Below are 26,372 nucleotides of genomic sequence, written 5' to 3'. Positions count from 1 at the left end.
TAGGGGTGACGCGGTGGTGGTGAGGTGCTTCAGGGCGAGGTGCTTCAGAACGCGGCGGGGCCGGACTCGGACTCCCACACGAACCCGTCGGGGTCGGTGAACGCGCCGAGGTCGCCGGCGAGGACGACACGGTGCGACCCGTCGCCCTCCACCGCGACCCCGAGGTCCTTGGCGAGCGCCCGACGCTTGTACAGCGCGAGCTTGACGGCGCCGGGCCGGGCGGGCGCGAACTCGGCGTACTTGCCGCCGAAGCTCTTGGCCACGCTCAGGCCCCGGCCGACGTAGAACTCCTTGGTCGCCTTGACGCTCTCGACTCCGATCAGCAGCACGAGCTCGTCGACGCGGCCGGTGGCCGGGCCGGTGTCCTTGCGGGCCGAGGTGGCGATCTTCCAGATCGTGCCGTCCGGGGCCGCGACGACCCCGCCGTAGCCCCACAGGGACCGGGCGGCGGGCTTCAGCACGCTCGCGCCGGCTTCGACGGCCGCGCCGACGAACCCGTCGACGTCGGCCGGCCCGGCCACCGTGAGCCCGAGGGTGAAGCCCCGGAACCCGGTGGACGGCGCCTCGGAGGCGGCCCGCAGGCCGACGTGCGAGGCGAGGCCGAACGCGGAGTAGAAGCGGCGGGCGGCGTCGGGGTCGGTCACCTCCAGGGTGACGGACGAGAGGGAGCCGCGGATCTGGTCGAGCGTCGTGGTTGCCATGTCTTCACGCTAGGCGCCGGCCCGGGTCCGGGGCTTCTCGATTCCTGACCGGTCTGGAGACCTGCTTCGCGACGCACGCCGGCATCCCCTCGACCCGCACCGCGACCCGCTCACCGGCCCCCGCGCCGACCGGCTCGTCGCCCCCGGCCACCTCGGCCGCCTCCGCCGCCGCCTGCCGTCGGAAGGCCCCGGGCGGCATCCCGACCAGTTCGGTGAACCGGGTGGTGAACGTCCCCAGCGACGCGCAGCCCACCGCGAAGCAGATCTCCGTGACGCTGAGGTCCCCGCGCCGCAGCAGCGCCGCCGCCCGCTCGATCCGGCGGGTCATGAGGTACGAGTACGGGGACTCCCCGTACGCGGCCCGGAACTGCCGGCTCAGGTGCCCGGCCGACATGTGCGCGTCCCGGGCCAGCGCCTCCACGTTCAATGGCTGCGCGTACTCCCGGTCGATCCGGTCCCGGACCCGCCGCAACCGCGCGAGGTCCGCCAATCTCTGTGACTCCACGAGCGCTCGTCTCCATTCGGGCCTGCACACGGGCAGCCCTCCCCTTCACCCGTCGAACGACTCCGGGGTGCCCGCCTCGACGGACACCCCGGACGAAAAGCACGATGCCGGCCCGCACCCCGCACCGACACCCCCGCGCCAACACCCGCGCGAATCAGCGCAGTTGCTGGATCCGCACCAGGTTTCCCGCCGGATCGCGGAACGCGCAGTCCCGCACCCCGTACGGCTGCTCGGTCGGCTCCTGCACGACCTCGGTGTCCCCGGCCTGCACCTTCTCGAACACGCCGTCGAGGTCGGGGGTGGCCAGCAGGATCCAGCCGTAGGTGCCCTTGGCCATCATCTCGGTGATGGTGCGCCGCTCGTCCTCGGTGATCCCGGGGTCGGCGGCGGGCGGCGCGAGGAGGATCGAGGTGCCGGGCTGCCCGACCGGGCCGACCGTGATCCACCGCATCCGCCCCTGCCCCACGTCGCTGCGGACCTCGAACCCGAGCACGTCGCGGTAGAAGGCCACCGACGCGTCCGGGTCCTCGTGCGGCAGGGCGGTGGTGTGAATGGTGATGTCCATGCTCAGCAGGCTAGGGCCGGTCACGCCGCCGCGCTTCTCGATTCCTGATCGATCGCTCAGCGGCCCGGGCGTGGCCGCGGTGCGGTGCCGGGCAGGGTCCAGGCGGATTCGTGACGGGCGAAGCCGATGTGCGGGTAGTAGGGGGCCGCCGGCGCGTCGGCGAGGAGGACGATCCGGGTGTCGGGGACGGCCGCCTGAGCGGCCGCGATGAGGTCGAGGCCGATGCCGAGGCGTCGGCGGGCGGGGTCGACGGCGAGATCGCCGACGTGGGTGACGCGGACCCCGTCCGTCACGGCCCTGACGATGCCGACCAGGCGCCCGTCCGCGGTCCGCGCGGTGACCACCAGGTTGGACCCCGCGAGCATCCGCGCGAAACGGGAGACGTCGTCGACGGGACGGTCCTCGGTCAGCTCCGCCGCCCGGTAGAGGTCGATGACCTCGTCCACGTCCAGGCTCGCGCCCACCACCTGCTCACACGTCCACACGGGAACCCGTCCGTCCTTCGTCACACCGGACCACGACAGCCCGTATTTGCACTAGTGCAATAACGTCATTGCACTGTCCCCATACTGCCGGCATCCGACGCCACCCCGAAATCGCCCACCACCACCGCCCGCCGACGCGGTCACGCCCTCGCGCACTACGGTCGTCGGATGCGGATGTACCTCTCCTCCTTTCGCACCGGCCACCATCCGGACCGGATGGTGGCCCTGCTGCACCCTTCGGCGCGGACCGCCGCCGCCCCCGTCGCGGTGATCGCCAACGCGGTCGACGCCCTGCCGGCCGCCGAGCGTCGCGACGCGGTGGAACGCGAACTCGACGCGCTCGCCGGGCTCGGGCTGCGGCCGGTCGAGGTGGACCTGCGCGTGTTCTTCGACCGGCCCGCGCACGAGGTGGCGGCCGTCCTGGCCCGGTTCCCGCTGGTCTGGGTGCGGGGCGGGAACGTGTTCGTGCTGCGGCAGGCCCTGGCCCGCAGTGGTGCCGACGCCGCCCTGATCGACCTGCTGGCACGGGACGCCGCGGTCTACGCCGGTTACAGTGCCGCCGCCTGTGTCCTCGCCCCCGACCTGCGCGGGCTGGAGCTGTGCGACGACCCGGAGGCCGTGCGCGCCGCGTACGGGGACCCGGCGCGGTGGGACGGCCTGGGCCTCCTCGACCGCGTGATCGTGCCGCACATCGACTCGCCCGGGCACCCCGAGACCGAGGTCCTGGGCATCGTGGCCGCCCGCTACCGCACCGAAGGCGTCCCCCACACGCCCCTGCGCGACGGCCAGGCCCTCGTGATCGACGGCCACGACACCCGCGTCCACTGACCGACCGGGGCCGGGCCGGGCCCTCAGGCCGGGTCCAGGACGACGGAGACGCCGCCGGGCGGATCCGGGGGCAGCGGGTGGGACGAGGTGCCAAGGGTCCGACGGGGCACGGCCCACGAGTGCACCCCCTGATGCCCCCCGAGAAACACACACCGCCGCCCCCCTCCACCCGGCACGGCACCGGTGAACACGGGGACGGACACGGGAGTGACGGGAACGAAGGGGACGGGCACGGGGGTGACGGGCGCGGAGAGGGCGGGCACGGAGGGAGCGGGCACGGCGGCCGGACAGTACGGGAACACCCCGGTCCGGCCGTCCCCACCACCCGCCCACACGAACCACACCCCGCGCGCCCCCTCCCGCTCGGGCGCCGCGCCCAGGTAACGCGCGTGCGGACCGGGATGGTCGGGCGCCAGACAACACCCGGCCACCCGCTCCCGCGCGACCCCCACGAAGAACCCGTGCCCGCAGAGCAACCGCAGCACGACGAGCACGACCGAACCCGCCCTACCGAACGGCCCGCGCCACACCGGCCCCGGGCCCGGGCGCGGCCCCGGGCGCGGTCCCGACCGCCCCCGCCCCGGTGTCGACGCCACCACCGGTGTCCGCGCCCGGGTCGACCTGCCAACCGTGCGGGCCGGTGTGCCCACTGAACAGCACGCACACGTCGCCGTCCTCGGCCCGGATCGGGCAGTCCATGTGCCGCTCCGGCTGCGCCTTGCCCGCCTCGTCGGCCCACCGCGCCCACAGCGCGAGCGGCCGGGCCCCGGGGTCGAGGTAGCAGACGAACGAGGCGTGCCGCCCGGCGTGCGGAGCCCCCAGCTCACAGCGCACGCCCGGGTCGTGCTCGGCCTCTCGGGGCACGGCCCGCAGAACGTCGGGGGCGAGGATTCGGGACGCGACGGTGCACTGGATCACGGCGACTCCACAAGGTGGTGACGAGAGGACGAACCGAGCCGGCGCGAAGTGGTGACGAGGGGGGGGCGCACGGCAACAGGTCGCACCCCAGCCCGCCACTCCCCACCGTGGCGAACCGGCTGCGGTGCGTGTTCAGATTGACCTAGGCTCGGCTCGCCTTTCAATGTGCCAAGTACGAAAGAAAGGGTGGGCAACGAGCCATGCCCGAGAAGCCGTTGGACCCCGAGTCCTCACCCCAGGCAGCCATGGGCGCGCGTCTGCGCAGCTTGCGGAAGGCCCGAGGGTTACGCCAAGAAGACATGGCCGAACTGACCGGCTACTCGCCGGGCCACATGTCCCTGGTCGAAACCGGCCGAAAACCCTTCACCCTTCGTCTCGCAAGGGCGTTGAACAGCACCTTCGACCTGCACGACGCTTCGGAGGAGTCGTTCACCCGCGACTTCCTGGCAGTCCGGCACAGTCTCTTGGTCGAGGGGCTGCCCGATTACCAGAAGCACGAAGCCAAGGCCCGAGAGATCCGTATCAACGAATTGGGGGTCATACCCGGGCTGGTACAAACATCGGCTTACACCAATGCCATGGCCCAAGGCCCGGTACGGCGTGGCGTCAGCACACAAGCACAAGCCGACCGGTGGGCCAAGACGATCCTCGACCGCCAAGAAGCAATCAGGCGGGATCCTCCGCTCCTGATGCACGTCATCCTCGACGAAAGCTGCATCCAGCGGAGGATCGGCACGGCGCGCGAGTGGAGGGACCAATTGGACGTCCTGCTGGACTTCGCCACGCTCGGCCACACGGTCCTTCAGGTAACTCCATTCGACCTGGGAACAGATCGGTCTCTGCCTGTCCCTGTACACATCCTGACCATGCCCGACCGATCGGTCATCTCCTGGTCCGAGTCGGCCCACCAAGGTCACCTCGAACGGGATGACAAAGCAGTCTCCAAGCTTCTGGCTGCCTACTATCAGCTCCAGGCAGCCTCGTTGTCCCAAAGGGACTCCGTAGCCATGATCGAACGTCTACGAAAGGCCGTTTCGTGACCTCCGAATCCTTCACCTGGTTCAAGTCGTCCTACAGCAATGACCAACGTGTGTGCGTCGAGGTCTCCGCAGACCTTCTCGCCTCCGGGACCGTCCCCGTCCGAGACTCCAAGAACCCCGCCGGGCCGGTCATCGGGTTCTCCGCCGAGGCGTTCGGAGCGTTCGTCGCCGGGACCAAGCACACCGAGGTCTGACCTACCGCTGGGGAGAGCCCGTGACCCTCGATCTGCGTTGGATCAAGTCGTCCCACAGTCAGGGCGGTGGGGCGTGCCTGGAGGTCTCCGGTGATCTCCTCGCCTCCGGGACCGTGCCCGTGCGCGACTCCAAGGTGGTGGGTGGGGCCGTCGTCCTGGTGTCCGTGGGGGCGTTCGGGGCGTTTGTGCGTGGGGTGCGGCGGCGGGGGTGAGCCGGGCGCGGTTCCGGGGCCCGCCGCGCGCACAGTGGGGCGGGCCCCGGACGGGGGTGGGGTGCGGTCAGGCTCGGGTGAAGAGGCTGCCGTGCGCCTCGTCGCCCTTCTCGCCCGCCGCCCTGAGCGCGTACCAGAGGACCGCCTGGTTCGCCGTGGTGACCGGGAGGCCCAGTTCTCGTTCGAGTTCGGCGACGACCGGGTGCGTGGCGAAGCCGCTGCCGGGGACGATGACCCCGTCGATCCCGCCGTCCGTCTCCTCGGCCGCCTCGCGGACCTGGCGGACGACCTCGCGGGGGTCGATGGCCCAGCGGGCGCCCTCGTCGAACGCGTTCGGCGGGGGCACGTGCGCCCACTCCGGTCCGAGGTCGAAGGGCCGGACGCGGACCGATTCCGCGCCGTGCGCCGTGAGGTAGGCCCGCGCCGCCTCGTGCGTGGGCGGGGTGAACCACGGTGGCATGACGACGAGCGGCCGGCGCACGCCGAGCGCGTCCGCCGCCGCCGTGATGGCCTGGCCGGCGGTGAAGACCTCCGTGCCGTGCGCGTGCGCGCTCGCCGTCTCGGTGAACGCCGGGTCGAACTCGGGGCCGCCGAAGAAGCTGGGCGAGCCGAAGCAGAACGCGATCCGGTCCACGCCGAGGGTGCCGAGGTGGTCCAGGGCGCGGCGGACCTCCGTCGCGTTGGCCAGGCCGGGGCCTTCCGTGCCGACGTATTCGGTGTCCTCGGGGCGCGGGCAGGCGAAGCGCGCGGTGTGGATCTCGGTGCCGGCGGGGGCCTGGCGCCAGATCTCGCGTTCGGGGACGGGGTCGTTGTGGATGACGAGGATGCCGAGGCGGGTCACGCCGCGTGCTCCTTCCCTCGCAGGTGGGCGAAGCCGCGGGCGCCCCACAGGGCTCCGATGACGGCGATGCCGGCGGCGACGAGGAACGCGGGCAGGAACGCCGCGTCGTTCGGCCGATCGCCGAGGAGGATGACGAGGACGGCCACGCCGACCGCGCCGCCCGCGTACTGGCTGGTGGTCATGAGGGCGCCGGCGACGCCCTGGTTGGCGTCGTCCACGTCGCGGCTGCCGCCGACGAACATGGAGGTGTAGATCATGCCGTGGCCCAGGCCCGAGACGATGAGGCCGGGGGCGACGCCGAGCCAGTAGGACTCGGTGTGCACGCCGAAGGCCAGCAGCGCGAGCCCGCCCGCGCCGACGAGGAACGCGAGCGGCAGGGTGACGCCGACGCCCACGCGGGGGATGGCCCGGCCGGCGAGCATGTTGCCGAGGGTGATGCACACGGCGAGCGGCAGGAAGGCGAGGCCGGCCGTGAGCGGGGTCATGTCGCGGTTCTCCTGGAGGAAGAGCGTGACGAGGTAGAACTCGACGCCCGCGACGCTCGCCATGTACAGGGCGGTGGAGACGCAGCCGACGAACAGGGTGCGGGTGCCGCGCAGGGAGCGTTCGATCAGCGGGACCGCGCTGACGCGTTCCCGGACCGCGAAGACGACCAGGCACAGCAGGGCCACGCCGAAGCCGATGAGCGTGGTAGGCGCGGTCCAGCCGGCGTCGGCGGCGAAGGTGAGGGCCGAGGCGAAGCCGAGCACGGTGGCGGTGCACAGCACGGCGCTGATCACGTTGAGGGGCTTGGCCTCGCCGCCGGCGCGTCCGCCGCGCAGGAAGCGGGGCGCGGCCAGCACGCACACGAGGGCGAAGGGCAGGTTCACGAAGAAGGTCCAGCGCCAGGACAGGGTGGTGAGGAGGCCGCCGACGACGACTCCGGCGGCCAGGCCGCTGGCGCCGACGGTGCCCCACACGGCCATGGCGCGGGTGCGTTCGCGGCCGGCGGCGAAGGTGGTGTTGAGGAGCGACAGGATCGCGGGCTGGAGGGTGGCGGCGGCGACGCCCTGGGCGGCTCGGGCCAGCAGCAGCACGACCGCGCCGGCCGCTATGCCGCCGACGAGGGAGGCCACGCCGAACAGGCCAAGGGCGGCCACGAACAGGGTGCGGGCGCCGAGGCGGTCGGCGAGTCGGCCGCCGAGGATGAGGAAGCCGGCGAAGAACACGCTGTAGGCGCTGACCACCCATTGGGCCGCCGCCCCGGACAGGCCGAGTTCGGCGCTCATGCTGGGCAGGGCGACGAAGATGACGGAGAAGTCGAGGGCGATGAGGAACTGGGCGGCGGAGATGGTGAGCAGGCCGCCGGTGGTGCCCGCGCCCGCGCCCTTTCTCGCGCTCGGGCTCGTGCTCGGGTTCGTGGTCTCGTTCGCGGTGGGTGTGGGGGCTGTGGTGGTCATGTCGGGGGTCTCACTCATGTCGGCAGGGAGAGGGCGGCGTCTCGGGTCGAGAGGAACGCGTCGAGGGCGGCGGCCAGGGCGGGCACGTCGGTGACGACGCTGTGGGCGCCGGCGCCGGTGAGCTCCTCCGCGCGGCCCACGCCCCAGGTGACGCCGAGGGAGGTCATGCCGGCGGCGCGGGCCATCCGGGCGTCGTCGACGGCGTCGCCGACCACCACGCACTCCTCGGGGCGCCGGCCGAGGCATTCGGCGGCGAGAAGGGCGAGGTCGGGGTGGGGTTTGCCGCGCGGGGCCATGCCGTGGCAGATGAGGGTGTCGAAGCGGGAGCGCAGTCCGGCGGGGTGCAGGAGTTCCTCGGCGCTGGGGAGGATCTTGCTGGTGACGATCGCGAGTTGCGCGCCGTGGTCGGCGAGGCGGTCGAGGAGTTCGGGGACGCCGGGGAAGATCAGGTCGCGGGCGCGGGGCACGGCTTCCTCGCGGAAGGCGCGGCGGAAGCCGGCGACGTGTTCGGCGACCTCGGGGTCCTCCTCGGGGAGGCCGGTGAGCTGCGCGAACACGGCGTTCAGGGGGCGGCCGATGGTGGCCCGCAGTTCTTCGTCCGTGGCCCGCCGGCCCGAGCGGGCCAGGGTGGTGCGCAGGCAGTCGGCGATCGCGGACGGGGTGTCGAGGAGGGTGCCGTCGAGGTCGAAGAGGACGGCGGCGGGGACGCTGGGGTGGTTCATCGGCTCTCCTCCGCGAGGCGCACGGCGAACTGGGCGGCGACGGCGATGGTGGACAGCAGCACCGAGCGGTTGGCGGCGGCGGTGCGGCCCTCGGTGGCCTCGGCGAGGGCCTTGAGCAGGTACGGGGTGACGGCCGGGCCGGTCACGCCGTCGCGCGCGGCGGCGGCCGTTGCCGTCTCCAGGACCTCGGCGATCTCCTCGGAGGGGATGCCGTCGGCCTCGGCGATGGGGTGGGTGACGAGCACGCTGGTGTGGTTGCCGGAGCGCCAGTGGGCGCGGGTGGCGCGGGCGATGTCGCCGAGGTCGTCGAGGCGGTGCGGGTTGCGGACGCCGCTGGAGACGGACAGGTAGGCGGGGAAGTCGTCGCAGCGGTAGCCGATGACGGGGATCCCGGCGGTCTCCAGCCATTCCAGGGTCCAGCGCGGGTGCAGCATCGACTTGGCGCCGGCGCAGACGACGGCGGTGCCCGAGCGGGTGAACTGGGCGAGGTCGGTGGAGATGTCGAAGCTGGTGGGGGCGTCGCGGTGGACGCCGCCGATGCCGGCGACCGCGAACACCTCGATGCCCGCTATCTCGGCGGCGGCCAGTGAGGAGGAGACGGTGGTGCCGCCGGGGCCGCCGCCGGCGAGGGTGATGCCGATGTCACGGGTGGACACCTTGGGGACCTTGGGGTGGGCGCAGAACGCGTCGAGGCGGTCCTCGTCCATGCCGACGAGGATGCGGCCGCCGAGGAGGCCGATGCGGGCGGGGACGGCGCCGTGCTCGCGGATCCGGTCGTCCATCTGCCGGGCCAGGGCCAGGTTCTCGGGGTAGGGGAAGCCCGAGAGCACGGAGGATTCCAGGGCCACGACGGGCCGGCCGGCGACGAGGGCGTCGGCGACCTCCTCGCTGATCAGCAGCAGGCTCGGGTCGACGGTGGACGGGCGGGACTGCGTGAGCACGGTCATGTGGTTCGCCTTGTCGTGTGAGGGGTGGCGCTGCGCGTGCGTACGGTGCGGTGCGGGTGATGCGTGCGGTGCGGGTGGTGCGTGGCCGAGGGGGCGTGCGGCGTCCCCTCGGACCGGCCCGTCGGACCGGCCCGGTCGACTCGGGTTCGGTTCGGCGTCGGGAACGGGTTTCCCCCGTGGCTCCGCTCGGGTCCGCGTCCGGTGTGCGCGGGAGGGAATGCGGGGGATTCGGGTTCCGTGTCGAGATTGCAGAGGTCTCGCCGGGGGTGTCAAACCCCCCTGCCGGCCACGTCGGGGGCCCTGCCGGGCACTCCCGGGACCCGCACGGGACCGGCCGAATGGCCGGATTCCGACGGTCCGTTCCCGTCTGCGGCCCTTCGCGTTCGCGACCGGGAAACGGACGAACGGGCTGCTCCGGGCCGGGTGTCGCCCACCGCCGGGGGCCGGCGGGTCCGGACGCGGCGGGGCGGGGCGGAACGTGCCGGGGGGACGGTTTTCGCCCCGTCCGCCCCTCGTCCCGTCCCCCGCGCCCGGCCCCGACCTCCACCCGCCCTCGGCGAAAGGGAGCACCGGCCGGCCGGCCCTTCGCCGGCGTTCCTCGACCGCCCGTCGAGCCGGCGCGCCCCGTCCCGGAAACGGCAACAAAGGTTGGTCGCGCGGGGGAGGGGTCCGCAGGCTGTGCGCGGAGGTGGTCACCATGACCGGAATTGACGACACGACCGACCGGACCTCGTACGACGTCGTGGTGCTGGGGGGCGGCGCGGGCGGGTTGAACGCGGCGCTGGTGCTGGCGCGGGCGCGGCGGAGCGTCGCCGTCGTGGACGCCGGGGAGCCGCGCAACGCGCCCTCCCCGCACATGCACGGCTTCCTGTCCCGCGACGGGGCCTCGCCGCTCGCGGTGTTGGAGACGGGGCGGGCCGAGATCGCGCGCTACGGCGCGGTGTCGATCACGGGTCGGGTGGACCAGGTGGACGCCGCCGAGGGCGGCGGGTACACGGTGCGGCTCGCGGGCGGCGCGACCCTGGGCGCGCGGCACGTGGTGTTGGCGAGCGGACTGCGCGACGAGATGCCCGAGATCCCGGGCCTGCGCGCCCTGTGGGGCCGTGACGTGCACTTCTGCCCGTACTGCCACGGCTGGGAGGTGCGCGACCGGCGGGTGGTCGTGCTCGGCGTGCACCCGGCCTCGCCGGGGCAGGCCACGCTGCTGCGGCAGTGGACCTCGGAGCTGGTGTACGTGCCGCACGACCGGCCGCTGTCGGCGGAGGAACGCGAACGCCTCGACGCGCGCGGCATCACGGTCGTGGACGGGCCGGTGTCCTCGGTGGTGGAGAAGGACGGGGCGCTGCACGCGGTGGAGTTGGCCGACGGGCGGAGCCTGGAGTGCGACGGGGTGTTCTTCTTCCCGCGCATGATCCCCAACGACCAGCCCTTCGACGGCCTGGGCTGCGAGAAGGACGAGCAAGGCCGGCTGGTCACCGACCGGGCCGGGCGCACGAGCCGGCCGGGGCTGTGGGCGGTGGGCAACGTGATCGACTCACGGGCCCAGGCCGTGACAGCGGCCGGCATGGGCGCGGCGGCGGCCTTCGCCCTCAACCACGACCTGGTCGACGAGGAACTCGCCCAGGACCTGGCCACCCACCGCACCCGCACCACCCCCGCCTGACCCGCCACCGGGCCGGCCGCCACGGCCGGAGGGGAGGGTCCGGGGCTCGTGGCCCCGGACCCTCCCTCGCCCTTCCCATCGGCCGTCTTCGGGTGCGCGTGGCGTTCCCCGGTCAGGGGTCCACGGGCATGTCCGGGACGCCGCTCTCGATGGGGCAGCTCGGGTGGGGCGTGACGGAGTGCTCCTGGCTGTCCCCGGGCGCACCCGTCGTGCCGGACGGCTCCGGCGTGGCCGGTGGGTCGGGGGACGGGTGGGGGGACGAGGACGGGCACGGGTCCCCGGGGCGGTCGGCGTCGCCGGCCTCGCCCCCGCAGCCGGCGAGCGTGCCCGCGAGCACGACCGCCGCTAGGACACCGAGCGCGGCGTGTGCGAAGCGCGTCATCAGCGGTCCCGCCCTTCTCGTGGACACCCGGTCCGTGCGTCGACCGTACGTCGGCGGCGGCGTCGGTGTCAGGTCAGTAGGAGGAGTACTTGGTGAACGCGTCCCCGACCCAGGTCGCGAAGTACGGGGAGCGCATCTCGGTGGGCTTCTTGGCGTCGTTGACGTTGCTGTTCACGCCGTTGACCCAGCCGCTGTAGTAGGTGGCGTCGTCCTTGCCGTAGATCCACGGGCCGCCGCTGGACCCGCCGGTCAGGGTGCACGGCAGTTTGATCTGGTTGGTGACGGAGCCGCTGCGCTGGGCGGTGGTGCCGGTGCAGTAGTACTGCCACTGTCCGTCGAAGGGCGGGTCCTGGGGGTAGCCCATGGTGACGACGGAGCGGCTCTTGGACTGGTTCCACTGGATGCCGAGCCCGCCGACCGCGTTGACGAGTTCACCGCGCGAGGTCGGCGACGTGATGACGATGCCCAGGTCGTACCCGAAGTCGCCGCTGTTGGTCCAGCCGTTGAAGGCGACGAGGGTTTCGGCCTGCCAGCTGCCGTAGGGGCGGCTGCCGTGGTCGTAGTAGGGCACGAACTGCCAGTTCGTGGCCCAGGACTTGCCGGGTCCGCCGTGCACGCAGTGACCGGCGGTGAGGACCATGTTCTTGTTGGTGCTGTTGACGGCCGAACCGGAACAGACCCGGTTGACGCCGTCCGAGCCGGTGAAGAAGACCTTGCCCACGACCCGGGTCGCGGTGACCGCGAGCTTGACGCCGTCGGTGTCCGCGGCGGTGCCCGCCACGGGGTCGGCCCCGGTCGTCGCGGGCCCGGTCGGGGCCTGGGGTGCCCGGGCGGCCCCGTCGGGTGCGGAGGCGCGTCCGACGGGTTCGACGGGGATCGCCGCCGCCATCCGCTCGGGCGTCCAGTACCGCGCGATCCGCGCCCCGGCGCCGGAGCCGGTCGGGACGGTGTGCTCGACGGCGGTGGTGGGGGCCGCCTTCGCGGCGGCCACGGCGACGGTGCCCACGTCCGCCGCCTGGACGGCGGTGGCGGCGGGGAAGAGCAGGAGCGCCGCGGTGGCGGCGATGCCGAGGGTGAACGAATGTCTGCCACGCAAGCCGGACACGTGCTGTCTCGCTTCCTGTTGCCGACATGAACGCGTCATGTTCGACCGGAAACTGACGCTCCGTCAACAAAAAGTCAGGGAAATGGCCGGTAACCGAGAGCCCGCCGACCCACCCCCGGCCCGGACCGGCTCAGGCCATCGAGACGAGGACCGCCGTCGCGATGATCGCGGCGCCCAGGGCGAGGGTGCCGGCGACGATCAGCAGCAGGCGCCATCCCGAGGCCCAGCGGTAGTACGCCGCCCAGCGGGCGTTCTGTCGGGCGATGCGCGGCTCGGCCCCGGAGTCGGGCGTCCAGTGCGGGTTCCGGCGGCGGAACAGCTGGTCGCGCAGGGCCGCCAGCTCCCATTCCAGGTCGCGCTGTTCCGCGTCGTCCACGCACGCCATCTGCACCCGCCGGCCGTCGACCCGGTACACGTACGCGACCCGGCTCGGGCCGATGCCGCGGCCGGCCGCGGGGATGTCCACGGGCCGGATGTCGTGGATCTCGTCCCACCGCAGCCGGTGCCGGGGCCCGTAGCCGCGGATCGTGATCCCCTCGGCGTCCGCGGAGGTCACCCGCCGCGCCCGTGCGAACAGCAGCCACCCCACCCCGAGGACCAGGACGGCCGTGATCGCCGCCGACACGGCCGGCGGGAACGTGTCCGGGTTGATCCAGAGCCGGATCAGGGCCACGGCCAGGAGCAGGGAGAGGAAACCGTAAAAGGCCCGGTTTCCGCGTCGGGTGCGGTAGTGCCTGGGCAGGCCGGCCGGGCCGTTCATGGTCCCCCCGTCGGGTGTTCGTGCGGACGGGCCGAGCCTACGACCCCGCCTCCCGGTCCCCACCGGCCGGGGCGTGCCCATCCGCGTGACCGTGCCCGTGCTCGTGTGCGTGCCCGTGCCCGTCGGGGTCGGGGGTGCGGCGGGTGGGGCGGGCGCGCACGTGCATCCGCTCCCCCTGCCGGCCGAACACGCTCAGCACCTCCACCGGCCCCTCCCCCGTGCTCCCGAACCAGTGCGGCAGCCGGGTGTCGAACTCGGCGACCTCGCCGGTGCCCAGCACGATGTCGTGATCGGCGAGGATCAGCCGCAGCCGGCCCGAGAGCACGTACAGCCACTCGTAGCCCTCGTGCGTGATCAGCTCGGGGGTGTCGCGGGTCGCGGGCAGCACCATCTTGTAGCTCTGGAGCGAGCCGGGCTGACGGGTCAGCGGCAGCACGGTGTTGCCGTTGACGCTGTGCGCCTTCAGCCGCACCCGGGGGTCGCCGACCTCGGGCGCGCCGACGAGTTCGTCCAGCGGGATCTGGTGGGCCTGGGCGATCGGCAGGAGCAGTTCCAGGCTGGGCCGGCGCTGCCCGGCCTCCAGTCGGGACAGGGTGCTCTTGGAGATGCCGGTGGCCTCCGACAGGGCGGCGAGGGTGACGCCCCGGGCGGCCCGGACCCGCTTGAGACGGGGACCGACCTCGGACAGGGCCTGGGCGATGCTCGGTGTCTGCTCCACGGCCCCCATTACACCGATCCGTCCCCGTATCGACAACCAAGGGTGCCGTTTTCACGCCGGCCCGACACCACCCCCGCCCCGCGCGACACCACCCCCGCCCCGCCCGTCACCGGCCCGCCCGTCACAGGCCCAGGGAGCGGCCGATGAGTTCCTTCATGACCTCCGTGGTCCCGCCGTAGATGGTCTGCACCCGGCTGTTGACCCACTCGCGGGAGATCGCGCTCTCCTTCAGGTAGCCGTAGCCCCCGTGGATCTGGAGGCAGCGGCCCGCGATGTCCACTTGCAGCTCGGTCGTCCACCACTTGGCCTTCGCCGCGTCCGTCACCGACAGCCGGCCCGCGTTCAGCTCGTTCACGCAGTGCTCCAGGAACACCCTCGCGACCGTCACCTCGGTGTCCATCGTGGCGAGTTGGAAGCGGGTGTGCTGGAAGGAGCCGATGCTCTGCCCGAAGGCGCGGCGGGTGCGCGCGTACTCCAGGGTGTCGGCGAGCATCCGCTCGGCCGCGCCCACCGCCACCGTCGCGATGCTCAGCCGCTCCCGGGGCAGCCCGGACATCAGGTAGGCCAGGCCCGCGTTCTCCTTGCCGATCAGGTTCCCGGCCGGCACCCGGCAGTCGTCGAAGAACAGCTCGCAGGTGTCGCTGGCGTGCCAGCCCAGCTTCTCCATCCGCCGCCCGCGCGTCAGCCCGGGCGCGCCGCGCTCCACGACGATCAGGCTGATGCCCTGCGCGCCCTTGTCGGGGGCGGTCTTGGCGGCCACGACGATCACGTCGGCGTTCTCGCCGTTGGTGATGAAGGTCTTCTGCCCGTTGAGGACCCAGTGGTCCCCGTCGCGGACGGCGGTGGTGCGGATGTCGGAGACGTCGGAGCCGGCGTCGGGTTCGCTCATCGCGATGGCCGCGACCAGCTCCCCCGAGCACAGTCCGGGCAGCCAGCGGGCCCGCTGCTCCTCGGTGGCGCGCCCGTCCAGGTAGGTGGCGATCACGTCGTTGTGGGCGACGAACCCGGGGGCCGTGGCCCGCGCCCACATGATCTCGCGGGCCAGCACGGCGGGGTAGCGGAAGTCGGCCACTCCCCCGCCGCCGTGTTCGGGGGCGACGCCGATGCCGAGCAGCCCGGCCTTGCCGGCCGCCCGCCACACCGCCCGGTCCACGATCCCCTCGCTCTCCCAGCGGGCGTGGTGGGGCAGCACCTCGCGGGCGAGGAACTCGCGACAGGTCTGCCGGAACTGCTCGTGCTCCGCCTCGTGGCCGGTGCCGGCCGTCACGGGTTCGGTCACGGGGTTCAACGCTCCTCGGTGTCGGTGTCGCGCGGGATCGTGTCGCGCAGGATGGTGTCGAGGGTCTCGGCCGGCCGGTGCACGGCGGCGAAGTGCCCGCCCTCGATCTCGACCCGACGCACGGGGGCGGTGGAGTGCTCGGCCCAGGGCCAGACCCGCTCCGGTGGCGCGTGCACGTCCTCGCCGGCCGCGATCAGCGTCAGCGGGAAGTCCACCCGCAGCCGCGCCGCCTCCCGGCAGAACTCGGCGCGCACCGCGTCGTCCTCGCGCAGCATCCGCAGCAGGATGCGGCTCATGGTGGGGTCGGCGAGGACGGCGGCCGGGGTGCCGCCGTCGGCGGCCGTGCGGGCCAACAGCTCCTCGTCGGGCACGCTCGCCAGCAGCTCCCCGGGCCGTTGCAGGCCCGGCGGGACGGCCCCCGAGAGCACGGCCCGCACCGGCGGCACCCCGACCTGCCGGGTCACCTCGGCGGCCACGGCCAGGCTCATCGTGGCGCCGAAGCTGTGCCCGAAGGTGGCCCAGCGCAGCTCTCCCCGGCGTTCGCGTTCGGCGGTGAGGTCGGCGATCACGGGTTCGGCCATGGAGCGCACGAGGGCCTGGAAGCCGGCGGCGCGCCGCTCGCGCCGGCGGGTGCCGCGCCCGGGGGCGTCCACGCCGCGCACCACGAGGCCGCCGGGTTCGCACAGTTGCTGCCAGCCCCGGTAGACCAGGGAGGTGGCGCCGGCGTGCGGGCAGCAGTACAGCCGCAGCGGGACACCAGGGGTGGCCGGCTCGGATCGCACGGATGGCTCGTCGGATCGCACGGTCACTCCTTGGCGGTGCGGGCCAGCTTCTCGGCCAGCATGAGGGTGGTGAGGTTGGTGGGGGCACTGGGGATGGTGGGGAACAGGGAGGCGTCCACGACGCGCAGCTGTTCGGTGCCGTGTACGCGCCCGTCCTGGTCGGTGACGGCGTGCGGGTCGTCGGCGGGGCCCATCCGGCAGCTGCCGGCGGCGTGCCAGCCGGGGTTCATGATGTGCCGGACCCCGCTGCGCAGCACGCCGTCGTTCGCGACCATGCGGTCGGTCCAGAACTGGGTGTGGGTGAGGCGTTCGGCCATGGCGGGGGTGCGCAGGAACCGCCAGGCGCGGCGGACCCCGTGGCAGAGGCGTTCCACGTCCTCGGGGTCGGTGCCCAGGCCGAGTTCCACGACGGGCGCGGCGTGCGGGTCGGCGCTGTCGAGGTAGACCCGGCCTCGGGAGCGGGGCCGCATGAGCATCACGGAGATCCCGACGACCAGGGGCCAGCCGAGGCGGTCGCTGAAGCCGGGGATGGTGTGGCTCTCGACGTTGTTGAGGAGGCCGATCTGCACGTCGGTGTCCTCGTCGTACCCGCCGCTCATGCGGGCGGCGACCTGCCGCCAGGGCAGGCCGGGGGTGCAGACCCCGTCGGCGGGCTTGGACCAGATGACCACCGAGGGGTGGTCGACGAGGTCGCGGCCGACGCCGGGCAGGTCGAGGACGGGGGTGATGCCGAGCGCGCGCAGCAGACCGGCGGGGCCGATCCCGGAGCGTTGCAGGACGGCGGGGGTGCCGACGGCGCCGGCGGCGAGGGTCACGGTGCGGGCGCGGACGGCGACGAGCCGGCCGCCGTGGTCGACCTCGACGCCGACGGCGCGGGTGCCCTCGAACAGGACGCGGGTGACGCGGACCCCGGTGCGCAGGTGCAGGGCGGGGTGGTCTCGGTCGAGGAAGGCGGTGGCGGCGTCGACGCGTTCGCCGTCGACGGTGTTGCCGGGGATGGTGCCGACCCCGTGTTCGCGGCCGCCGTTGAGGTCGTCGAGTTCGGGGACGCCCTCGGCCCGGCAGGCGGCGCGGAACGCGTCGTCGAGGACGTGCACCCGGTCGCGGGGGGTGCGGTGGACGGGCAGCGGGCCGGTGTCGCCGTGGTCGGGGTGGGCGGGGAAGTCGGCGTCGTGTTCGACGGCCCGGTAGAAGGGCAGCACCTTCTCCCAGGACCAGTCGGGGTTCCCGGCCGCGGCCCAGGCCGCGAAGTCGCGGGGCAGGCCGCGCAGGGCGATGGCCCCGTTGACGGCGGAGCCGCCGCCGACGACCTTGCCGAGCTGGTAGGGGAAGCGTTCCCACAGGGCGCGGGCGGGGGCGGGGCCGGCGTTCGGGTCGGGGCGTTCGCCGGCGAGGAGGCGGGCGTAGCGGTCGCTGTGCCGGAGGTTGGCGAGGTGGTCCCAGTTGTGGCCGGAGAGCACGAGCCGGCCGGCGTCGGCGAGGGGGTGGGTGCGGGGGCGGGGGTCGGGTTGGTCCTCGCCGGCCTCCAGCAGCAGCACGTCGCCGGCGTCGCGGGCGGCGAGCCGGGCGGCGGTGACGATGCCGGCGGAGCCGGCGCCGACGATCAGGTGGTCCCAGGCGCGGCGGGCGTCGGCGGTGGCGAAGGCGGTGGGCCGGCGGCTCACGCGGCGGCCCCCTCGACCTCGGCGCCGGCGTCCGCGTCACGGGCGTCCGCGTCGCCCGTGAGGGTGTCCAGGAGTTCGGCGAAGGTGGCGATGGAGGCGTTCATGAACAGGCCCTCGACCATGTCCTGTTCGGTGTCGGGGTCGATCGCGAACTCCTTGCGGAGCAGCGCGAGCAGTCCGACCGCGTGCAGGGAGTCCCCGCCGATGTCGAAGAAGCCCTCCTCCACCCCGAAGTCCCCGTGCCCGAGCTGCCGGGACCAGAGCGCGAACAGGCGTTCCTCGCGCGGCCCGCGCGGCCCGATCCGGCCTCCGGGCACGGTGTCGGGGTCCTCGTTCCACGGGGTGGGCAGGGCCTTGTGGTCGATCTTGCCGTTGGCGGTGAGCGGCAGGGTGTCCAGGGTCAGGAAGCGGCTGGGCACCATGTAGCCGGGCAGTTGCGCGGCCAGCGCCTCGCGGAGCACGGCCGGGTCGGGTTCGGCGCCGGGTTCGGGGACGACGTAGGCGGCGATCTGGCGCTGGCCGGTGCGGGCGTGGGCGGGGGCGGTGACCAGGGCGGTGCGCAGTTCGGGCCGGCGCAGCAGCGCGGCCTCGATCTCGCCGAGTTCCACCCGGTAGCCGTTGATCTTCACCTGGAAGTCCTCGCGGCCCAGGATCTCGATGTCCCCGCCGGGCAGGTAGCGGCCGAGGTCGCCGGTGCGGTACACGCGTTCGCCGGTGTCGGGGTGGACGAGGAAGCGTTCGGCGGTGCGCGCCGGGTCGCCGAGGTAGCCCTGGGCCACGCCGATCCCGCCGATGTGGATCTCGCCGGTGACCCCGATCGGGGACTCCTCGCCCCACGGGTTGTACACGTGCATGGTCTGGTTGGCGAGGGGCTTGCCGTAGGGGATGCTCGTCCAGTCGGGCAGCACCGTGCCCACCGGGTGGTGGATGGACCAGATGGAGCCCTCGGTGGCGCCGCCCAGGCTGATCACGCGCAGGGCGGGGATGCGTTCGCGGATCCGGCGGGGCAGGTCGATCGGGATCCAGTCGCCGCTGAGCAGCGCGAGCCGCAGCCGGCAGCCGCGCGGCAGGCCGGAGGTGTCGAGGGAGTCGGTCCACATGCGCATGGGGGCGGGCACGCTGTTCCAGATCGTGACCCCGTAGCGGCCCACGAGCTGTGACCAGTGGGCCACGTCGTTGCCGCGCGCCGGATCGGGCACGACCACCGCGCCGCCCGCGCCGAGCACCCCGAACACGTCGTACACGGACAGGTCGAATCCGGCGGGCGCGAGCGCCAGCACCCGGTCCCGGGCGTCGACGCCGAAGCGGCGGTTGATGTCCTGGACGGTGTTGGCGGCACTGCGGTGGGTGATGGTGACGCCCTTGGGCTCGCCGGTGGAGCCGGAGGTGAAGATGACGTACGCGAGGTCGTCGTGGCCCTGGCGGGGCGCGATCGGGGCGGGGTCGGCGGCGAGGACCTCGGGGTCGGCGGCGGTGACGAGGACGGCGTCGGCGGGCCAGGTCAGCTTCTCCCGCAGTTCGGGTTCGGTGATCACGGCGCGGACCGCGCAGCGGGCCAGCAGCTTCAGCCGGCGTTCCTCGGGCAGCTCGGGGTCGATGGCCACGTAGGCGGCGCCGGTGTGCAGCACCCCGAGGAGGGCGGCGATCTGGTCGGCGCCGGGCCGCATGGACACGGCGACGATCCGGCCGGGGCCCGGGTCGACGGCCGGGTCGGCGAGGAGTCGGCGCGCCAACCGGTGGGCGGTGTCGGTGAGTTCACCGAAGCTGGTCTCGCGGCCGGGGGTGACGACGGCGAGGGCGGCGGGGTCGCGGCGGGCGGCTTCGGCGACGAGTTCGTGCAGCAGGGCCGGCGGGATGTCCTGGGCGGTGTCGTTGGCGGCCTCGCGTTCCCGGCGCTGCGCGGCGGGCAGCGGCACGAGCCCGCGGCTCGCGTCCCACACGGCCGGGTCGTCCAGCAGCCGGTCGAGGAAGGCGGTGTACGCGGCGAACATGGCCTCGGGGGTCCCGGCGGGGAACAGGCCCTCGACCAGGTTCCACGAGATCCGGATCCGGTCGCCGAGGTCGAGGACCTGGTTCTCCAGCCACACCTGCGGGGTGCTGCTCGCGTCGTGCGCGATCCGGCCGTCGAACGCGGTGAGGGCGGCGGCCGTGGGCGCGCCGGCCGGCCCGCCGAGGGTGCTGGTGAACACCACGGGGAACGCGGCCCGCCCGTCCTCCTTGCGGCGCGCGAGGTCGCGCAGCACGCGGATCCCGCCGTGCAGGGCGTGCGGGTGGTCGGCCAGGGCCCGGTCCTGCACGGCGCGGGCCCGTTCGGCGAAGCCCTGCTCGGGCCGCGCGGTGACGGCGAGGAGGCTCGGGGACACGAAGTCGCCCATCAGCGCGTCGAGTTCGGGGTGGGTGCCGGGCCGGTCGAAGCCGGTGACGGTGAGGGTGAACTCGGGCCGCCGCGACCAGGTCCGCAGCACCTCGGCCCACGCCGCGAGCAGCACCACCGACGGGCTCAGCCCCCGGTCCTCGGCCACGGCGTACAGGGCCCGCCGCCGGTCGGCCGGCAGTTCGGCCCGCAGCCGGGAGAAGGAGGGCACCCCGAGCTGTTCGGGGGCCACGGCCAGCGGCAGCTCGGGCGCGGCCGGCAGGGTGTCGAGGCGATCGGCCCAGTACGCGGCGGCGGCGCGGCCGGCGGACCCCTCGCGCAGGGCCTCGCGGGCCAGCACCCAGTCCCGGAACGACAGCCCGGCGACGGGGGCGACGGGCGCGGCCCCGGGGTCCCGGTAGGCGGCGTGCCACTGGTCGAGGAGCAGGAACAGGCCCCGCATGTCCACGAAGAACAGGTCGACGGACAGGTGCAGCCGGGACCGTTCCCCGTCGAGCAGGGTCAGCCGGGCGTCGAAGGGCGGCGCGGCGTCGGTGGGCAGCACCCGCGCGTCGAGTTCGGCCCGGATCCGCGCGAGTTCGGCGTCCGCGTCCACGACGGACAGCCCCCGCAGGTCCGTCACCCGCACCTCGACGGGCGCGAGCTCGTCGGCCGGCAGGGTCCGCTGGGTGCCGTCGGGCAGGGTGACGGCGCGCAGCGCGTCGTGGGCGGCGACCACCGCGCGCAGGGCCCCGGTGAGCCGCTCGGGGTCGAGGGCGGGGCAGTCGAGTTCGACGTGGTAGCGGCTGGGCACCCCGCCGAGTTCGAGCCCCTTGTGCCGGCCGATCAGGTATGCCTGCTGGATGTCGGTGAGCGGGAACGGCTCGTGGCGCTGCCCGGGTCGGGCGGTGAGCGTCGGCCGTTCCCGGTCGCCGGCCCGGTCCGACCGCGTGTGAAGGTCCTCCATCGACTTTCCCGTCCCTCGTCCTGGCTGGGGGTCCCGTACGGTGCCGGGACCCGCTGGTCGAGGGGGACGCTAGGCAGCGGCCGACAGGGCGCTCAATACGGTCCGACCGAAGGTCCGACCGAAGGGTTTCCGGGCCCGGACACCCCGCTGGACCCCGGCCGGACGGGCCGCTGGACCGGGCGGGGGCACGCCTTGACGGAGCCCGTCACCCCCGGCCCATCCTCGGCCCATGACCCCACACGGCACCCCCGGCCCGGCCGGGAAGCGGATCCTCATCGGCGGCACCGGCTCGATCGCGGTCGGCGGCCTCCAGCCCTACGTGGAGGCGATGCGCCGGGCCCTGCCGGGCAGCGTGTACACGGTGCTGCTCACCCACACCGCGACCTCCTTCCTCTCCCCCGACGCGGCCCGGCTGTTCGCGGAACGGGTGGTGAGCGGGGAGTCCCCGGCCGACTGGCCCACCGACAAGCCCTCCCGGCTCGCGGCGGACCACGACATCGTCGTCGTCCTGCCGGCCACCGCGCACGCCCTGTCGGCAGCGGCGACGGGCGCGGCCCCCAACCGGCTGCTGACGGTGGTGCTGTCCACGGACGCGCCGGTGGTGTGGTTCCCGGTCATGGGCGCGAAGATGTGGCGCAAACCGGCGGTGGAACGCAACGTGGCCCGGATCCGCGAGGACGGCGGGATCGTCCCGGAACCCGAATGGCACCCGGGCTTCGACCCGGCCCTCGGCGCCACGGCCCCCCACCCGGGCCTGCCCGCCCCGGAAAAGGCGGCGACCCTGGTGGCGGACCTCCTGACCGACTGACCTCCTGAGCGGCCGGCCGACTGAGCGGCCGGTTGGCTCAGGTCAGGACGAGCGCTTGTGGCTCCGGGTCGCGCTCACGCCGTTCGGCCCGATGAGCGCGGTGCCGAAGTTGCCCTCGTCGTCAACGGTGTACACGTCGGTGCTCTCGACCTCGCCGCTCTTGCGCCGGAGGACGATCCGGTTGCCGTCGCGGCGGGCGATGCCCTTGGCCCGCCGGTCGTCGCCGTACCCGTAGTCGGCGATGAACTCCTGCCCGAGAGTGAACCGCAGCACCGACTCCTTGCCCGCGACGGTGCTCCGGAACGTGTACTGGTCGCCCTCCTGCGTGATCCGCACCCCCTGCGGATCCGCCGCCAGCACCTCCCTCGTCGCCTCGTCGACCCCGATCGCGGCCAGAAACGCGGCGTACCCCTCGCTGCCGACCGGTTCGTACGTGCCGGAGAAATCGGTGAAAGCCCCGCCTGCCATACGGCCCCCTCCCTCGCGCTCATCACCACGCGACGCCCACACCGGACACCGCCCGCACATGATCCACGAAGCCGCCCGGGTGCGGGTGAGAACCCCCGAACCGAAGGATCCGCAGGGGGCGCCGCTCCCCGCGTCCCGTATCGTCCGACGACTCTCGGCCTATTCCTGGCCTGTTGACCGATCTGGGGTTTACGTGGCGCCGTTCACTCGTTCGGGTGGACAGTGATTCGGGCCTCCCCGTGACGATCTTGTTCGGGCGAGCATGTGGCCGACACCTCGTCATCACCACATTTCCCACGAAGGCGGCACAGCCATGTCTGTCGACGGAACTCCCGAGACCCCGTTCGCCCTCGGCGCCGACGATCTCGCGAAGATCGACGCGATCCGCGAGGCCCTGCTGGACCCGTCGCCGCGTCGGATCGGCCGCCTCGACCAGTGGGGTCTGGCCGACGAGTACGAGACGTACGCGGAGATCGGCCGCTACTCGGAGGCGCGGCTCACCATGGCGGACGGGACGGAACTGGACGCCTCGTTCAGCGTTCCGCGCGACCTCGCACCCGGACAGACCCTCCCCGCCGTCGTCCTGCCCGCCCCGCTGATCAACATCGGGCACCGCGCCTACCTCGGCATGATCGCCCGCTGGACGCGCGGCGGGTACGCCGTGCTGGCCTACAGCCAGCGCGGCCTGGCCAAGTCCACCGGCGAGATCCACGTCGCCGGCCCGCAGGACATCACCGACGCGGCCGAGGTGGTCGACTGGCTGATCGCGCAGGACGGCGTGGACCCGGAGCGAATCGGGTTCTTCGGCTCCTCCTACGGCGCCGGCACCAGCCTGCTCGCGGCGGCCAACGACCGGCGGATCAAGGCCGTCGCGGGCACCAGCGTCTGGACCGACCTCTTCGCCTCGCTGTACGAGAACGGCACCCGTCACCTCAAGGCGTTCGAGGCCCTCGTGGCGCTCTTCGGCGAGGAGCGCTGCTCGCCCGAGTTCCGCGAGGTCATCCAGAAGATCCGCGCGAACACCATCGACGACCAGGTGCACGAGTTCGCCCACGCCCGCTCGCCCAAGAACCACCTGGCGACGTACAACGACAACGCGACGGCGATCCTGCTGACCACCACCTGGCACGAGACGATCTTCTCCGTGCCCGCCGTCATCGACTTCCACAACCAGCTGACCAGCCCCAAGACCCTGCTCGTCCAGGTCGGCGACCACGGCAACGCCGAGCTCCCGGGCCTGGCCGGCCTGCCCGCCAAGCCCACCGACATGGCCTACCGGTGGATGGACCACCACCTCGGCGGCACCGCCGGCGACGGCAACACCCCCCGGTTCGACGTCCGCTCGGAGTACCAGTTCAACCCGCTCTCCGACGTGCGCCACGCCTCCTGGGAGGAGTACGCCCTGCCGAAGAAGCGGCTGCACCTCGCCGACGCGGCCGCGGGCCAGAGCGACGGCCGCCTGACCGAGGACGGCCCGGCCACCGGCTGGACCCGCTCGGTGAAGGCCACCGGCACGGGCACCGACATCGTCGTCGCCCCCAAGCTCGTCCAGACCGGCCTGGCCGAACGCGTGGGCCTGCCGCACGTCTACAAGACCAACGACATCGACCGCGGCCTGGCCACCGTCTTCGCCGGCGAACCCCTCGCCCAGGCGCACCGCGTCCGCGGCGAGCTGGAACTGCGGATCACGGCGACCCCGCAGCACGCCGACGTCACGCTCGTCGCCTACCTCCTGGACACCGACCCGGCCACCGGCAGGGCGCACATCATCACCCAGGCCCCTTGGACGTTCACCACCGAGCAGGTCGGGCAGCCCACCACCGTGACCTTCCCCCTCCAGCCCACCGACCACATCGTCGCCAAGGGCCGGCGCGTCCAGCTCGTCATCGACACCCACGACCCCTTCTACTCCCCGACCCTGGCCACCACCCCGGTGTTCACCGTCGACATCACCTCCCCCAAGGGCGCCGAGTCCTACCTCGACATCCCCCTCCACCCCCTCGACTGACCCGGCTCCGCCCGGCCCCCGGCCACAGCGGCGCACCGGCCCCGCTCCCTCCCCACGCACGAGGGGGAGCGGGGCCGCACCGCATCCGCCCGCTGACGTACTGTCACCCCGAGATCACACGTGTCATCGTCACCGGGTCAGGGAGAAAGAACGCATGAGCATCACCTTCATCGTCGGCAGCGGTCGTTGCGGATCGACCATGTTGTCCCGGGCCCTGCAAGCCCATCCCGACGTGCTCAGCATGAACGAGTTCTTCACCTCCATCGCGTGTCGCGGCACCATCGGCTTCGGTGACCGAACCCTCGACGGCCCCGCCTTCTGGGAGATCCTCGGCGGCCCCGTCCGCCCCCTCGACGCCATCGCGGCCTCCGGGTACCCCATGCCGGAACTGACCTACCCCTACGGGCAGGGCCGCTTCCGCGCCGAGGCCGGCGGCGTGCCGACCATCTCCCACATGGCCCTGCCCACCCTCACCGACACCCCCGACGCGCTGCACGACGAACTCGCCGAGACCGTCCCCACCTGGCCCGCCCGCCCCCTGCCCGAGCAGTACCGCGAACTCTTCGCGGACCTCGGGCGCCGTGAGAACAACACGGTGGTGGTGGAACGCTCGGGCGCCTCCGCCGCGTTCTTCCCGGCCCTGCGCGCCATGTTCCCCGACGCCCGGTTCGCGCACCTGACCCGCTCCGGCCCGGCCACCGCCCTCTCCATGAGCCGACACATCGGGTTCCGCACGCTGCTGCTGCGCACCGAGGCCATGACCCTGCTCGGCCTGGACTCCCCCTTCGCCCTCGGCCCCGAACACGTCGCCCACCTGCCCGCCCACCTCGCGCACCTCGCCGGCGACGTGGACTGCGACCTCGTGATGAACGCAGACCTCCCCCTCGCCGCGTTCGGCGGCTTCTGGTCGGCCCTGGTCGAACGCGGCGTGGACGAACTCGCGCAGGTCCCGGCGGACCGCCGCCTGTCCCTGCACTACGAGGACATCCTCGAAGACCCCGAACACCACTTCACGCGCCTGGCCGAGTTCGCCGGCGCCGAGGCCGACCCCACGTGGCTGCGCGGGGCCGCGGCCTCCGTGAACCGCACCCCGCGCCCCCCGATCACCGACCCCGAGACCCTTTCGGCCTGCGCCCCCGGCAACGCGGCCCTGGCCCGCCAGACCGCCCTCTTCGCAACGGCCCCGGTGGCCTGACCGACCGTTGGCCCGACCGGCCGGCGGCCCGACCGGCCGGCGGCCCGACCGGCCGGTGGCCCGACCGGCCGGTGGCCTGGCCCGCCGGCGGCCCGACCGGGCGGTGGCCTGACCGGCCCCCTCACCCCCAGGTGTGCCCGCGCCCGCCGTGCCCGGCCGGGTAACGGCAGCCGGGCGCACCGGGCGCGGGGACGGCGGGGCAGTACGGCAACACCCCCGTCCGCCCCTCCGCCCCGCCCCACACGAACCACACCGCGAGCCCCCGCCCCTCGGGCGCCTCCATCACCGGCCGCATGTGCGGCCCCGGATGCGCGACGGCGAGCACGCACGGCCGATCGGACACCGCCGCCGGCCCGAAGAAGCGGACGCCGCACGAAGCGGCAACGCTCACTCGCCCCGGAGCCATTCGACGGCCCACGAGTGCGCACCGGCGTGGTCCAGGAACAACCCGCAGCACTCGCCGCCCCCGGGTTCGACGGCCGGGCAGTAGACGACGGGCAGATCGGTCCCGGGCGTGTCCCCCAGGTGCCAGCGCACCCACACGGCGGCGTACCCGCTCACCTCGTAGAACAGATCGGCGTGCGCCCCGAGGTGCCCGGCCCCCAACTCGCACGCGGCGGACCGCTCGTACTCGATCCCGACGGGCACGGTGGCCACGACGGCCTGCGGCACCCGCACCAACCGCGCCGGACAGGCCCGAACGGGCCCCTCGGCGGGCGGACGGGCAGTCTCCTCGAACAACGCGGACATGAGCCGCTCCTCTCCGTAACGAACCGGCTGCGGTACGTGGCAAGCGTGGCGTACCGTCGGATGACCATCAACT

The 26,372-nt window shown here is 73.5% G+C and carries 27 protein-coding genes; 8 read left to right on the top strand and 19 right to left on the bottom strand.

Features of this window, described 5'->3' with window-relative positions; genetic code table 11:
- Positions 1 to 44: 44 nt before the first annotated feature.
- From ACN20G_RS35965 to ACN20G_RS35950, 4 genes are all read right to left on the bottom strand, one after another.
- The gene (locus ACN20G_RS35965) at positions 45 to 701 is read right to left on the bottom strand and encodes a glyoxalase (RefSeq protein WP_424217565.1); all 657 of its coding nucleotides are present in this window, start codon (positions 699 to 701) and stop codon (positions 45 to 47) included.
- Between the two features lie 4 nt (positions 702 to 705).
- Positions 706 to 1,236 carry a helix-turn-helix transcriptional regulator gene (locus tag ACN20G_RS35960; protein WP_424217564.1) on the bottom strand — a complete coding sequence of 177 codons (531 nt, stop codon included), beginning with the start codon at positions 1,234 to 1,236 and terminating at the stop codon, positions 706 to 708.
- Between the two features lie 124 nt (positions 1,237 to 1,360).
- Positions 1,361 to 1,771 (bottom strand): VOC family protein, encoded by a 411-nt coding sequence (locus tag ACN20G_RS35955; protein ID WP_424217563.1) that lies wholly within the window; start codon positions 1,769 to 1,771, stop codon positions 1,361 to 1,363.
- Positions 1,772 to 1,827: 56 nt separating this feature from the next.
- Positions 1,828 to 2,256 (bottom strand): GNAT family N-acetyltransferase, encoded by a 429-nt coding sequence (locus tag ACN20G_RS35950; RefSeq protein ID WP_424217562.1) that lies wholly within the window; start codon positions 2,254 to 2,256, stop codon positions 1,828 to 1,830.
- A 168-nt stretch (positions 2,257 to 2,424) separates the two neighbouring features.
- On the opposite strand from ACN20G_RS35950, the gene ACN20G_RS35945 reads away from it, so the two are divergent.
- Complete coding sequence (locus ACN20G_RS35945) at positions 2,425 to 3,084, top strand: Type 1 glutamine amidotransferase-like domain-containing protein (protein WP_424217561.1); 660 nt, start codon at positions 2,425 to 2,427, stop codon at positions 3,082 to 3,084.
- Between the two features lie 507 nt (positions 3,085 to 3,591).
- On the opposite strand, the gene ACN20G_RS35940 is transcribed toward ACN20G_RS35945, so the two are convergent.
- A complete protein-coding gene (locus tag ACN20G_RS35940) occupies positions 3,592 to 4,002 on the bottom strand; it encodes a hypothetical protein (RefSeq protein WP_424217560.1) in 411 nt (136 codons plus the stop codon).
- A 200-nt stretch (positions 4,003 to 4,202) separates the two neighbouring features.
- Here ACN20G_RS35940 and ACN20G_RS35935 point away from each other — a divergent pair, with 200 nt between their 5' ends.
- From ACN20G_RS35935 to ACN20G_RS35925, 3 genes are read left to right on the top strand one after another with little or no spacing between them, the layout of a single operon-like run.
- Complete coding sequence (locus ACN20G_RS35935; protein WP_424217559.1) at positions 4,203 to 5,042, top strand: helix-turn-helix domain-containing protein; 840 nt, start codon at positions 4,203 to 4,205, stop codon at positions 5,040 to 5,042.
- Positions 5,039 to 5,236 (top strand): DUF397 domain-containing protein, encoded by a 198-nt coding sequence (locus ACN20G_RS35930; RefSeq protein WP_424217558.1) that lies wholly within the window; start codon positions 5,039 to 5,041, stop codon positions 5,234 to 5,236. Before ACN20G_RS35935 ends, ACN20G_RS35930 begins: the two co-directional genes overlap by 4 nt.
- Before the next feature lie 20 nt (positions 5,237 to 5,256).
- Complete coding sequence (locus tag ACN20G_RS35925) at positions 5,257 to 5,448, top strand: DUF397 domain-containing protein (protein ID WP_424217557.1); 192 nt, start codon at positions 5,257 to 5,259, stop codon at positions 5,446 to 5,448.
- A gap of 67 nt (positions 5,449 to 5,515) precedes the next feature.
- Here ACN20G_RS35925 and ACN20G_RS35920 read toward each other — a convergent pair whose 3' ends face one another.
- The 4 genes from ACN20G_RS35920 to ACN20G_RS35905 are packed head-to-tail and all read right to left on the bottom strand — an operon-like array spanning position 5,516 to position 9,397.
- Positions 5,516 to 6,289, bottom strand: a complete 774-nt coding sequence (locus ACN20G_RS35920; RefSeq protein ID WP_424217556.1) for a maleate cis-trans isomerase family protein — start codon at positions 6,287 to 6,289, stop codon at positions 5,516 to 5,518.
- Positions 6,286 to 7,746 (bottom strand): MFS transporter, encoded by a 1,461-nt coding sequence (locus ACN20G_RS35915; protein ID WP_424217555.1) that lies wholly within the window; start codon positions 7,744 to 7,746, stop codon positions 6,286 to 6,288. The genes ACN20G_RS35920 and ACN20G_RS35915 overlap by 4 nt, the downstream gene beginning before the upstream one ends.
- On the bottom strand, positions 7,743 to 8,450 hold the full coding sequence (locus ACN20G_RS35910; RefSeq protein WP_424217554.1) for an HAD family hydrolase: 708 nt from the start codon (positions 8,448 to 8,450) through the stop codon (positions 7,743 to 7,745). The genes ACN20G_RS35915 and ACN20G_RS35910 overlap by 4 nt, the downstream gene beginning before the upstream one ends.
- Positions 8,447 to 9,397 carry a pseudouridine-5'-phosphate glycosidase gene (locus ACN20G_RS35905; protein WP_424217553.1) on the bottom strand — a complete coding sequence of 317 codons (951 nt, stop codon included), beginning with the start codon at positions 9,395 to 9,397 and terminating at the stop codon, positions 8,447 to 8,449. The genes ACN20G_RS35910 and ACN20G_RS35905 overlap by 4 nt, the downstream gene beginning before the upstream one ends.
- A 697-nt stretch (positions 9,398 to 10,094) precedes the next feature.
- Here ACN20G_RS35905 and ACN20G_RS35900 point away from each other — a divergent pair.
- Positions 10,095 to 11,060: an NAD(P)/FAD-dependent oxidoreductase gene (locus ACN20G_RS35900; RefSeq protein WP_424217552.1), complete on the top strand. Its 966-nt coding sequence runs from the start codon at positions 10,095 to 10,097 to the stop codon at positions 11,058 to 11,060.
- 112 nt (positions 11,061 to 11,172) lie between these two features.
- Here ACN20G_RS35900 and ACN20G_RS35895 read toward each other — a convergent pair whose 3' ends face one another.
- From ACN20G_RS35895 to ACN20G_RS35860, 8 genes are all read right to left on the bottom strand, one after another.
- Entirely contained in the window at positions 11,173 to 11,442 is a 270-nt protein-coding gene (locus ACN20G_RS35895) for a hypothetical protein (protein ID WP_424217551.1), read from the bottom strand.
- Positions 11,443 to 11,515: 73 nt separating this feature from the next.
- The gene (locus tag ACN20G_RS35890; RefSeq protein ID WP_424217550.1) at positions 11,516 to 12,547 is read right to left on the bottom strand and encodes a trypsin-like serine peptidase; all 1,032 of its coding nucleotides are present in this window, start codon (positions 12,545 to 12,547) and stop codon (positions 11,516 to 11,518) included.
- Between the two features lie 130 nt (positions 12,548 to 12,677).
- Entirely contained in the window at positions 12,678 to 13,307 is a 630-nt protein-coding gene (locus ACN20G_RS35885) for a hypothetical protein (RefSeq protein ID WP_424217549.1), read from the bottom strand.
- A gap of 37 nt (positions 13,308 to 13,344) precedes the next feature.
- Positions 13,345 to 14,034, bottom strand: coding sequence for a helix-turn-helix domain-containing protein (locus tag ACN20G_RS35880; RefSeq protein WP_424217548.1), 690 nt, complete (start codon positions 14,032 to 14,034; stop codon positions 13,345 to 13,347).
- A gap of 112 nt (positions 14,035 to 14,146) precedes the next feature.
- Positions 14,147 to 15,304 carry an acyl-CoA dehydrogenase family protein gene (locus ACN20G_RS35875; protein WP_424217547.1) on the bottom strand — a complete coding sequence of 386 codons (1,158 nt, stop codon included), beginning with the start codon at positions 15,302 to 15,304 and terminating at the stop codon, positions 14,147 to 14,149.
- Between the two features lie 5 nt (positions 15,305 to 15,309).
- Positions 15,310 to 16,086 (bottom strand): thioesterase II family protein, encoded by a 777-nt coding sequence (locus ACN20G_RS35870; protein ID WP_424217546.1) that lies wholly within the window; start codon positions 16,084 to 16,086, stop codon positions 15,310 to 15,312.
- A gap of 23 nt (positions 16,087 to 16,109) precedes the next feature.
- Positions 16,110 to 17,750 (bottom strand): GMC family oxidoreductase, encoded by a 1,641-nt coding sequence (locus ACN20G_RS35865; protein WP_424217545.1) that lies wholly within the window; start codon positions 17,748 to 17,750, stop codon positions 16,110 to 16,112.
- Complete coding sequence (locus tag ACN20G_RS35860) at positions 17,747 to 21,070, bottom strand: non-ribosomal peptide synthetase (RefSeq protein ID WP_424217544.1); 3,324 nt, start codon at positions 21,068 to 21,070, stop codon at positions 17,747 to 17,749. Before ACN20G_RS35860 ends, ACN20G_RS35865 begins: the two co-directional genes overlap by 4 nt.
- Before the next feature lie 229 nt (positions 21,071 to 21,299).
- On the opposite strand from ACN20G_RS35860, the gene ACN20G_RS35855 reads away from it, so the two are divergent.
- Positions 21,300 to 21,878 (top strand): flavoprotein, encoded by a 579-nt coding sequence (locus tag ACN20G_RS35855; protein WP_424217543.1) that lies wholly within the window; start codon positions 21,300 to 21,302, stop codon positions 21,876 to 21,878.
- A gap of 42 nt (positions 21,879 to 21,920) precedes the next feature.
- On the opposite strand, the gene ACN20G_RS35850 is transcribed toward ACN20G_RS35855, so the two are convergent.
- On the bottom strand, positions 21,921 to 22,346 hold the full coding sequence (locus ACN20G_RS35850; protein ID WP_424217542.1) for a lipocalin/fatty-acid binding family protein: 426 nt from the start codon (positions 22,344 to 22,346) through the stop codon (positions 21,921 to 21,923).
- Positions 22,347 to 22,659: 313 nt separating this feature from the next.
- On the opposite strand from ACN20G_RS35850, the gene ACN20G_RS35845 reads away from it, so the two are divergent.
- Together ACN20G_RS35845 and ACN20G_RS35840 are read left to right on the top strand one after the other, a co-directional pair.
- Positions 22,660 to 24,354 (top strand): alpha/beta fold hydrolase, encoded by a 1,695-nt coding sequence (locus ACN20G_RS35845; protein WP_424217541.1) that lies wholly within the window; start codon positions 22,660 to 22,662, stop codon positions 24,352 to 24,354.
- Positions 24,355 to 24,508: 154 nt separating this feature from the next.
- The gene (locus ACN20G_RS35840) at positions 24,509 to 25,549 is read left to right on the top strand and encodes a sulfotransferase (protein WP_424217540.1); all 1,041 of its coding nucleotides are present in this window, start codon (positions 24,509 to 24,511) and stop codon (positions 25,547 to 25,549) included.
- Between the two features lie 387 nt (positions 25,550 to 25,936).
- Here the strand turns inward: ACN20G_RS35840 and ACN20G_RS35835 are convergent, their stop codons facing one another.
- Positions 25,937 to 26,299 (bottom strand): hypothetical protein, encoded by a 363-nt coding sequence (locus ACN20G_RS35835; protein ID WP_424217539.1) that lies wholly within the window; start codon positions 26,297 to 26,299, stop codon positions 25,937 to 25,939.
- Between the last annotated feature and the right edge of the window lie 73 nt (positions 26,300 to 26,372).

This window comes from Streptomyces dryopteridis, assembly GCF_049606955.1.
Taxonomy (GTDB): Bacteria; Actinomycetota; Actinomycetes; order Streptomycetales; family Streptomycetaceae; genus Streptomyces.
This window is presented reverse-complemented; position numbering and strand designations above follow the sequence as displayed.

Excerpts from the sequence above, each read along its gene's own strand:
- ACN20G_RS35900 (WP_424217552.1), top strand. The coding sequence starts at position 10,095 with ATGACCGGAATTGACGACACGACCGACCGGACCTCGTACGACGTCGTG.
- ACN20G_RS35935 (WP_424217559.1), top strand. The coding sequence starts at position 4,203 with ATGCCCGAGAAGCCGTTGGACCCCGAGTCCTCACCCCAGGCAGCCATG.
- ACN20G_RS35880 (WP_424217548.1), bottom strand. The coding sequence starts at position 14,034 with ATGGGGGCCGTGGAGCAGACACCGAGCATCGCCCAGGCCCTGTCCGAG.
- ACN20G_RS35885 (WP_424217549.1), bottom strand. The coding sequence starts at position 13,307 with ATGAACGGCCCGGCCGGCCTGCCCAGGCACTACCGCACCCGACGCGGA.
- ACN20G_RS35835 (WP_424217539.1), bottom strand. The coding sequence starts at position 26,299 with ATGTCCGCGTTGTTCGAGGAGACTGCCCGTCCGCCCGCCGAGGGGCCC.
- ACN20G_RS35910 (WP_424217554.1), bottom strand. The coding sequence starts at position 8,450 with ATGAACCACCCCAGCGTCCCCGCCGCCGTCCTCTTCGACCTCGACGGC.
- ACN20G_RS35965 (WP_424217565.1), bottom strand. The coding sequence starts at position 701 with ATGGCAACCACGACGCTCGACCAGATCCGCGGCTCCCTCTCGTCCGTC.
- ACN20G_RS35915 (WP_424217555.1), bottom strand. The coding sequence starts at position 7,746 with ATGAGTGAGACCCCCGACATGACCACCACAGCCCCCACACCCACCGCG.
- ACN20G_RS35895 (WP_424217551.1), bottom strand. The coding sequence starts at position 11,442 with ATGACGCGCTTCGCACACGCCGCGCTCGGTGTCCTAGCGGCGGTCGTG.
- ACN20G_RS35945 (WP_424217561.1), top strand. The coding sequence starts at position 2,425 with ATGCGGATGTACCTCTCCTCCTTTCGCACCGGCCACCATCCGGACCGG.
- ACN20G_RS35850 (WP_424217542.1), bottom strand. The coding sequence starts at position 22,346 with ATGGCAGGCGGGGCTTTCACCGATTTCTCCGGCACGTACGAACCGGTC.
- ACN20G_RS35840 (WP_424217540.1), top strand. The coding sequence starts at position 24,509 with ATGAGCATCACCTTCATCGTCGGCAGCGGTCGTTGCGGATCGACCATG.
- ACN20G_RS35905 (WP_424217553.1), bottom strand. The coding sequence starts at position 9,397 with ATGACCGTGCTCACGCAGTCCCGCCCGTCCACCGTCGACCCGAGCCTG.
- ACN20G_RS35845 (WP_424217541.1), top strand. The coding sequence starts at position 22,660 with ATGTCTGTCGACGGAACTCCCGAGACCCCGTTCGCCCTCGGCGCCGAC.
- ACN20G_RS35955 (WP_424217563.1), bottom strand. The coding sequence starts at position 1,771 with ATGGACATCACCATTCACACCACCGCCCTGCCGCACGAGGACCCGGAC.
- ACN20G_RS35860 (WP_424217544.1), bottom strand. The coding sequence starts at position 21,070 with ATGGAGGACCTTCACACGCGGTCGGACCGGGCCGGCGACCGGGAACGG.
- ACN20G_RS35855 (WP_424217543.1), top strand. The coding sequence starts at position 21,300 with ATGACCCCACACGGCACCCCCGGCCCGGCCGGGAAGCGGATCCTCATC.